Genomic DNA, 7,689 nt, shown 5'->3' with positions numbered 1-7,689 from the left:
TTCTTCTGAATGAAGGTCTGCGTGCCTGGATGGCACCGGCTGACCAGCCGCATGAAAACTTCGTCTTCCCTGAAGAGGTTCTGCCCCGTGGTAACGCCCTCTGAGCCCTAAGTCAATCAGGCAGTTCCAGAGGATCAATTCAAATTTGGCGCCCTTCGGGGCGCCTTTTTTGTTGGGTCCCCAACTGTTGCCGATCTCTCAGGTTTTCTTCTAAGATCAATGGGTTGTGTCAGCAGTGCCGTGGGGCGAGGCTTCGGGGTTTTCTCCCTTGTTTCGCTCCGAAGGCGTCACCGGCTGGCGTTATCCCCCAAGGGAGGAGGTGCTTGTGAGCCAAAGTTCCATGTGCAAGGGTCTGTTGATCGCGGAGAACGCCGTCTGATGCCAGGCAGCTTGATCTGAGTTCATTCGGTTCCGCGCCAGAGCGGACCCGGCGATGCCCCCATTCAGCAATCGGCTGAATGGGGGCATCGTTCATTCTGGAGACAGGGTATTGATTGAAGAGCAGTCTTTCTATGGGGAAAGACTTTTCATTTTCGATCGGGTTCTTTGTTCCAGGGAAGTCACTTTTTGGATTCCCGCTCCAGCTTCAATGATCCCACCAGGCGAGCAAGGCGCTCCTGGGCATCGGCATGATCGACTGCGCCTCTGGCCATTAACACGATGCCCCCATCAACATCTACAACCCCATAGCCGGGCGAAAGATCGGGGATCATTTCAAGGATGCGCACCAGCTCTTTGCGATCACCATCAGACACCCTGAGATTCCTGTTGAGCATCTCAAGATCTGCAGCAATCCAGTCAACCTCCTGGGGCTTTCCTTGCCTGTCGAGATAGCGCCAACTGCGGGGAAAACGCACCAGCACCTCCCGCTCAGCAAGCAAAGGAACCAGCGGGGTGGTGGCTGAAACGGTTGCCGTTGGGGGGATCTGCTGGAGAACGCGCCGGGCGGCCTGGCCATGGGCCCAGAGCTGGGCTGGGTTGGAGTAAATCCAGGGCTGCACGCTGTCGGGAATGACGAACGAGAGGCTGCGATTGGGGTTGCTGCTGATCGTCAGCAGGATCGACAGCCCGATTGCCCCGATCCAAACGGCACGAAACTTGGGTCGACGGAAGGTGTCCTGATGGTGCTCCCACCAGAGCACGGCCCCTGCAAACAAGCCCGGGACCACCAGCAGCGCGTAGCGCACATTGATGGCCAGTGGTGGTGGCTTCCCGTCCGCCAGCAGCAACCCTAGAAATGGCAACCCCATCAGCAGCCAGCTGTCCAGGGAGATCAAGGGAATGAACAGCAGCGGCAGACTCTGGGCGAGCAGGTAGCGAAGCGTGTGCCCAGGTTCGCTGAACAGTTCCATGATCAGCGCCATGGGCGTTGAAAGGATCCTTCCCGCCACCTCCAGGCTGCTGGCGCGATCCTGATCACCGAGAAAGTGGCCGAAGTTCTCCACCATGAACCGGCGTGAATTGTCTTCGCTGAACAGAGGCATCAACACATTGGTGACGATCAGGACCCAGCTGACCCCCACCCCACCAATCAGGAGCGCCAAAGGCCACTCTTCCCTGCGTCGTCGCAGCAGCATCCACAGACTCACCCCCACCAGCAGCACGCCGGTGTCCTCCCGGATCAACGGAATCAGCAGGGTGCAGAGCGCCACCAGCCACCAGCTCCGTCGGCGCAATCCCCAGATCAGCAGAAAAAAGGCCAGGGGCAACTGGCAGAGATCCGTGAAGTTGCCCCAGGTGGGGCCGAGTACGGCATTGGCTCCGAAAAAGGAGCAGGCCAGCAGAGCGGCCAGCCGATCGTTGTTGCTCCCCAGGATCTCGAGGGCAAACCGATGCAGCGCCAGACCTGCCGCCGTCATCAGCCCCACCTGAACCAGGGGCAAGGCTGCCGCTCCCAGCAGACCCACCAAGGGAGCCCAGAGCAGCAGCACCGGGGTGAAGTGCTGCCCCAGGCGGTGATAGCCCAGGCTGGGCAACTGGCCGTCGTGGACCACGCTGGCGGAAAGCTGGGAGGAGAGGGTGCTCTCGAAGGGGTGGCCCCGCAGGCTGTTCCAGAGCACCTGCAGAAAGATGCCCTGGTCGTAGGAAGCGGCGAGAACCTGGAGGCGCCATGCCTGCAGGGCCAGGCCAACCACGGCAAACAGCACGGCTGCAGTCAGAACCGCGCGGCTCCAGGAGCGTCGTTCAGGGGCGAGGGTCATCGGATTGAGACGCGAGTGTGCAGCGCCAGAGGCGCCAGTCCTGCTCGCCCAGCCCACTCAGGCGGCAGCGGACGCCGGGCTGGAGAAGCATGGGCGGAGGGGGGGCGGAGGCTTTCTCAATGAACAGGAACGGGCTCGGAGAACCGGGGCTTGCCCGGGACGGCAACCGTTCGATTGGCCGTTGGGCATACCAGCTCAGGCTTGGACGTCGCCCGGATTGTCCGGCCATGTAGATCGGCATCGGGCGATGGTCCGGCTCGGTCGCCGCACCCCTGACCAGGCTGGCCACGGGGCGAACGTCGTCATGTTCGTTCAATTCCCAGTTCCAGAGGGAACTATGGAAGAGCAGCAACAGGGAGAGGCACCAGCCCGCGAGCAGCAGGACCAGGCCGCGGCGGCGCTGCCGTTCGGCCGGGCGCAGCAGCAGCAGCCCCCCCCCAAGCAGCCCTACGCCCGCCGGCAGAACAAGAAGACTGGTCCCACTCGGCAGTCCGGTCCGGGCTGTTGCGGCCGCCAGGGCCAGCAGGATCAGGCCGCCACCCAGCCAGGACCACAGGATTGGAACGAGCTGGAGAGGCGGACGGGTCTGCCGAGCCTGCAGCATCTGCGCCAGCAGCGGCCCGCAGAGCAGGGCGAACGGCAGCCAGAGCGGGTGGCTGTACCAGGGGAGCTGGGTGCGCAGCGGCAGGATCGACCCGGCGATCACCAGCTGCAGCACCAGGCACCAGCGCCCCCAGCTGCGGTGGCGCTGGCGCCAGGCGATCACCACCGCCAGGGGCCAGAGCGGCAGCCAGGGCCAGCCACCTTCCAGCATCTCGATCACCGGCACCCGCCAGCCCAGCTGGCTGCCTTCGCCCGCATCCAGCAGAACCCGCGTCACGCCGTCGCCGCCCCAGAGCCAGAGCGCATCGCTGCCGCGCATGAGCGCATGCCAGCCGTGCCAGGCCAGCCCGGGCAGCAGGCCCACGCCAAGGGCCGCCAGCAGCGGCGCCAGCGAACGGCGCGGCCGCTCCGGATCGAGCACCAGGGCGGCCAGGCCGGCGGCCAGCACCGGCAACAGGATCGGGGCCTTCAACATCAGCAGCGCACTGCCCGCCAGGCCGGCGACCAGCCCCCAGCGCCAACCCGCTCCAGTGCGGCCGGAACGGCTGCGCAACAGTGCCCACCAGAGCAGCCCCATGGCGGTGAGCTGCGCGCCGTCCAGCATCGCCAGCCGCCCGTGGCGCGCCACCGGCAGCAGGGTGAGCAGGATCGCCGCGGTCGCCAGGGCGGCACGGTTGTCGCCCGGCCGCAGCTGAAGCTGCACCAGGCCCCCCACCGGCACCACCAGGGAGGAAAGCAGTGCCGGCACCAGCCGCACCACCCATTCCGGCGGTAGCGCCTCCGCCGGCGCCTGGCTGAGCTGGCGCCAGAGGCCGATGGCGGCGGCGATCAGCACATGCAGCCCGGGCGGCTTGTTGAGGTAGGGGCTGCCCCAGATCGTGGGCAGCCAGCCTTCCGGCAGCCCCCTGTTGGCGATCTCCAGCGACACCCGCGCCACGATCCCCTCATCCCAGTCGCGCAGGGGCAGGTTGCCCAGACCCACGACAGCCAGCACCACGGCGGCCAGCCAGAGCAGCAGCAGGCCCCGCCAGGGAATGGCGCGGGGCGGGGTCTGGGGGTGCAGGACGGTCATGGGCTCAGCCTGCCGGCCGCCCGGCCCCTGGAGCCAGCGGAATCACGAAACCGGGCCCGCTCTGGCAGCCCGGTGGCTGGTCGCAGACCCAGCGTTTCAAGCGCGTTTTGGCCTCGCCTTCGGGGAAGGGCGCATAGCTTTCGATCACCGCATAACTGCCGGCCAGGGCATCGGCGCCGTCGGCTCGCCAGGCTGCCGCATCACGCCGCATCAGCCGCTTGGGACTCACCAGCCATCCCTTGCGGTTGGCGAGATAAAGAACAGTGGGGTCGGAACCGCTCATCACCACGACTCTGGCCCCGGGCGGTGTGCGCGCCTGGATCTGCTGCGCCAGCTCCCACACCGGGGATCCGGCCACCCGCTCCCGACTCCAGTAATCCACAGCCAGCACCGTGAGGCTCACCACGACCAGCAGCGTGAGCAGTGCCCAGGCCCCCTGCCGCCCCCAGACACCGGCCTGGCGCCGCAGCCGCACCCAGCCCAGGCCCATCATTGGGCAGGCGAACAGCATCAGCGGCAGTTGGTAATACTCATGCACCGCGCTGGATTCAGGTGCCAGAGCTCCGGCCAGCAGCACGGCCACCAGCCCCACCGGCAGCACCTGCGCCTGTGGCCCCGGCAGGGCGTCGGGGGGGGCAGCGGCGCCTCGATTGGCAGCGGCGTCGCCATTCCCGCGCGGCAGCAGGCCGAGCACCAGCAACGGCACCCCCAGCACCGCCAGGTTGCGCACGGCCACCCTCAGGCCAAGGCCGAGCCAGTAGCCAGGCGCGAAAAGGTCGGCCCAGCTATAACGGTTGGCCTCGCCTCCCCAGAAGCCGAAGCTGAGGCCGCTGGCCTGCCCCAGTTTGTGGGCATGCCAGTACCAGGCCGCCGTCACCACCACCGCCGACAGGGCAAACATCCAGCTGCCTGATCGCCGGAGGATCCTCCACTGGTGGGCCTGGCCCCATAGCCATAGCAACGGCAGGCCCAGCCACACGAACGGCAGAACTTTGATCAGACAGGCGGCGGTGAAGGCCAGCCAGGAGATTCCCAGGGCTGCCAGCCTGCCGGTGCGCAGCCAGGCCAGAAAGCGCTCCAGGGCCAGAGCCGCCAGCAGCATCAGCGTCGCCTCCGGCTGCACCGTGCGCCCGTAGAACACCGAAATCGGCAACACCGCATAGAACAGTCCGCCCCACCAGCCGGCCCGCTCCCCCAGCAGCTGGCGGCCGATCCGCACCACCAGCACGATCGTGAGCAGGCTGCAGAGCACGGAGAGGCCCCGCGCCAGCCATTCCTGCACCCCGAACAGGCGGTAGAGCAGGGCAACGCTGTAGGGATACAAGGGAAATTCCGCTTCCACCACGCCGCTGCCGGCGCCGCCCCAGTCGATCTGGGGTGTGAGCAGGTTCATGCCCTGCTCGGCGAAGTTGCGAGCCATCGCCGCCGTGTCTGCCTGCCTCCAGCTGTGGATGCCGAGGACCGGGGCCTGGATCTGGATCAGCCGCAACCCGGCCCCCACCAGCAGTGGCAACCACAACGGCAGGGCCGCGCCGGGCTTGGAAGGGGAAGCTGGCGCCGCAGGGGCCATCAGCAGAGTTCAGGCGTGGGCAGGAGGCTACCGGCCCTCTTTGGCGCCGGCCTCGATGCGCGCCTCCACCGAGGCGATCGCCGCCTCGACGGCGGCGCGGGTGCCAGGGAGGCGGCGCAGATCGCCGCCGAGGACGCCGGCCACATGGATCAGCCCGTCCAGCACCGGTTCGTCGTGGCGCAGGCGCGCCGCCTCGGCCACCGCCGCCGCCTGCCAGGGGCGCCAATCGGCCAGCAGCACCACGGAGCGGTAGGCGCTCGGCCACGGGTTGGCCGGGTCCACCGCCTCCAGCTGTTTGAACCAGCCTTCCGCCGCGGCGGGCCGGTTGAGCAGCACGTCCAGCAGCGCCAGTGCCCAGAGCGCCTCGCGGTCGTTGGGGTTGGCGCTGAGGCGGGCCTCCGCCCAGCGGCGCACACGTGCTTGGTAAAGGAAATGCCCGTCCAGCTGGTGTTCCGGTCCGATCGCGTCGAACACGGCACCCAGGCCGGCCGGGCCCTGCTCCAGGCCGCGGGCGAGTGTGATGAAGCGGCGATCGAACGGCACGGCCGCGGGCGCAGCGGCGCGACGTTGCCAGAGTTCGAGCTGGCGGCCCTTGGTCCACGGCCAGCTGCCCACGCGCTCGAAGCGGCCATCGCTGCGCACGCTCCGGCTCAGCTGCCTGGATTCCTTGCGCTTCGTGCCCTGGTCGCCGCTGGCCAGCAGTAGCCACTGGGCCTGCTGCAGCACCAGGTCATGCTCCCGTTTCTGCTTCCCGCTTTCCCGCCCGAGGATCTGCCCGCCCCCCAGGCGTCCGAAGGTGCTCACGTTGTGCTGGTTGACCTCAGCGGTGCTGGGGATCACCAGCACGGTGGTGGGAGCTGTGCCCACGCGTTGACGCACCGCCTCGATCGCCTCAGGCACCGGGGACTCCGCGCGCCGCTCCAGCTCGCCGACACGCTCTGAGGCGGTGGTGGCACCCGTTCCCAGCAGGCCTACCCCCAGCAGCACGGCCCCCAGCCAGGGTCCGAAGCGGGCACGGGCCGCCTGCAGCAGCACCCACCAACCCCGTGCCAGCAGCAGCACCAGCAGCGGCAGCACCGGCGCGATGTAACGCGGATCCTTGTTCGGGCTGAGGCTGGTGACCAACCAGCCGGCGAGGGCGCAACCCAGCAGCCACCCCCAGCCGGAGCCCGTGCCACCGGATTCCGTAGGCGGCCCTGAGTCCTGATCGGGCGGCTCAGCAGCAGCATCAGCAGGGCGTCTGCGCTGCCAAAGGGCCAGTGCCCCTCCGGCTGCACCGACAGCGAGCATCGGCGCACCGAGCTGGGCCGGGAAGAGCCTTGGATACCAGAAGAGGCTGGCCAGGCTCAGGGGCGATGGATCCCCTTCGGCGGCGCCCGATTCGATCACCGCCCGGTTGGTCCCGCCGAGGGTGGTGATCCAGTTGTGCTTCAGCCAGGGCAGGGCCACGGTCAGCACCAGGGCCAGGGCGGCCAGGGTCTGCAGGCGGCGCTGCGGCTGGCCCAGCCCGGTGCCCGCCGCCCACAGGCATGGCAGCAACAGCACCAGCAGGGCGCTCTGCTTCACCATCACCGCGGTGGCCACCGCCGCTGCCGCCACCAGCGCCTGGCTCCAGCGTCCGCCCCTCGGGGCGGGGGCGTACCAGCACCCCAGCCGCCAGAGGGCAAGCATGGCGGTGGCGGTGAGTGGAAGGTCGAGGGTGAAATCCACCCGCAGCGCTGCCAGGGCCGGCGCCAGGCACACGAGCGCGGCGGCCAGCAGGCCGAAGCGCGGCCCGCCCAGCTGCCGGCCCCAGCAGGCCACCACCGCCAGCAACAGCAGCTGCCAGATAGCAAGCGCCCAGCTGGCCTGATCGGGGCTGTCGCCGCTGAAGGCCATCACGCTGCCATTGACCAGGCTGGCCAGCGGGGGAATCTTCGGGGAGAGATCGAGCAGGGCGCTCCACCCCTGCCAGCCGCCGCCGGCCAGCAGTCCCAAGGCGCGGCCATGGTCCACGGCGCTGTTGATGTATTCGGCCTGATCCCAGGCAGGCAGCCGCTGGTCGAGCTGCAACCAGAGCCGGTCGGCGAAGGTGCCCGCCAGCCAGATCACGCCCAGACCCAGCCACCACAGCCAGGGGCGAGAAGAACGGAAAGCCAGGGTCTGCGGGCCGGGCCCCTCACTCTGGACCGGCCGGTGCTCGCCCGATGGCGGCCTGGCAAGCCATGGCGCTCACTGTCCATTGTCATTTCTGTCACATCCGG

Annotated in this window: 4 protein-coding genes and 1 pseudogene; 1 reads left to right on the top strand and 4 read right to left on the bottom strand. The window is 68.2% G+C overall.

Annotation, left to right across the window (positions count from 1 at the left end; translation table 11 throughout):
• Positions 1–104: pseudogene (locus tag CJZ80_RS15985) on the top strand (photosystem II protein D2); the annotation flags it as partial.
• 456 nt (positions 105–560) lie between these two features.
• Here the strand turns inward: CJZ80_RS15985 and CJZ80_RS14505 are convergent.
• From CJZ80_RS14505 to CJZ80_RS14490, 4 genes are read right to left on the bottom strand one after another with little or no spacing between them, the layout of a single operon-like run.
• A complete protein-coding gene (locus tag CJZ80_RS14505; RefSeq protein WP_094514853.1) occupies positions 561–2,201 on the bottom strand; it encodes a DUF2079 domain-containing protein in 1,641 nt (546 codons plus the stop codon).
• Positions 2,185–3,876, bottom strand: coding sequence for a glycosyltransferase family 39 protein (locus CJZ80_RS14500; RefSeq protein ID WP_094514850.1), 1,692 nt, complete (start codon positions 3,874–3,876; stop codon positions 2,185–2,187). Before CJZ80_RS14500 ends, CJZ80_RS14505 begins: the two co-directional genes overlap by 17 nt.
• A 4-nt stretch (positions 3,877–3,880) precedes the next feature.
• Entirely contained in the window at positions 3,881–5,446 is a 1,566-nt protein-coding gene (locus CJZ80_RS14495; protein ID WP_094514847.1) for a glycosyltransferase family 39 protein, read from the bottom strand.
• Positions 5,447–5,473: 27 nt separating this feature from the next.
• Positions 5,474–7,537, bottom strand: a complete 2,064-nt coding sequence (locus tag CJZ80_RS14490) for a glycosyltransferase family 39 protein (protein WP_233133144.1) — start codon at positions 7,535–7,537, stop codon at positions 5,474–5,476.
• Between the last annotated feature and the right edge of the window lie 152 nt (positions 7,538–7,689).

Source organism: Synechococcus sp. MW101C3 (assembly GCF_002252635.1).
Classification (GTDB): Bacteria; Cyanobacteriota; Cyanobacteriia; order PCC-6307; family Cyanobiaceae; genus MW101C3.
This window is presented reverse-complemented; position numbering and strand designations above follow the sequence as displayed.

What these genes read in the sequence shown, in the direction of transcription:
- CJZ80_RS14500 (WP_094514850.1), bottom strand. Translation starts at nt 3,876, where the DNA reads ATGACCGTCCTGCACCCCCAGACCCCGCCCCGCGCCATTCCCTGGCGG.
- CJZ80_RS14505 (WP_094514853.1), bottom strand. Translation starts at nt 2,201, where the DNA reads ATGACCCTCGCCCCTGAACGACGCTCCTGGAGCCGCGCGGTTCTGACT.
- CJZ80_RS14495 (WP_094514847.1), bottom strand. Translation starts at nt 5,446, where the DNA reads ATGGCCCCTGCGGCGCCAGCTTCCCCTTCCAAGCCCGGCGCGGCCCTG.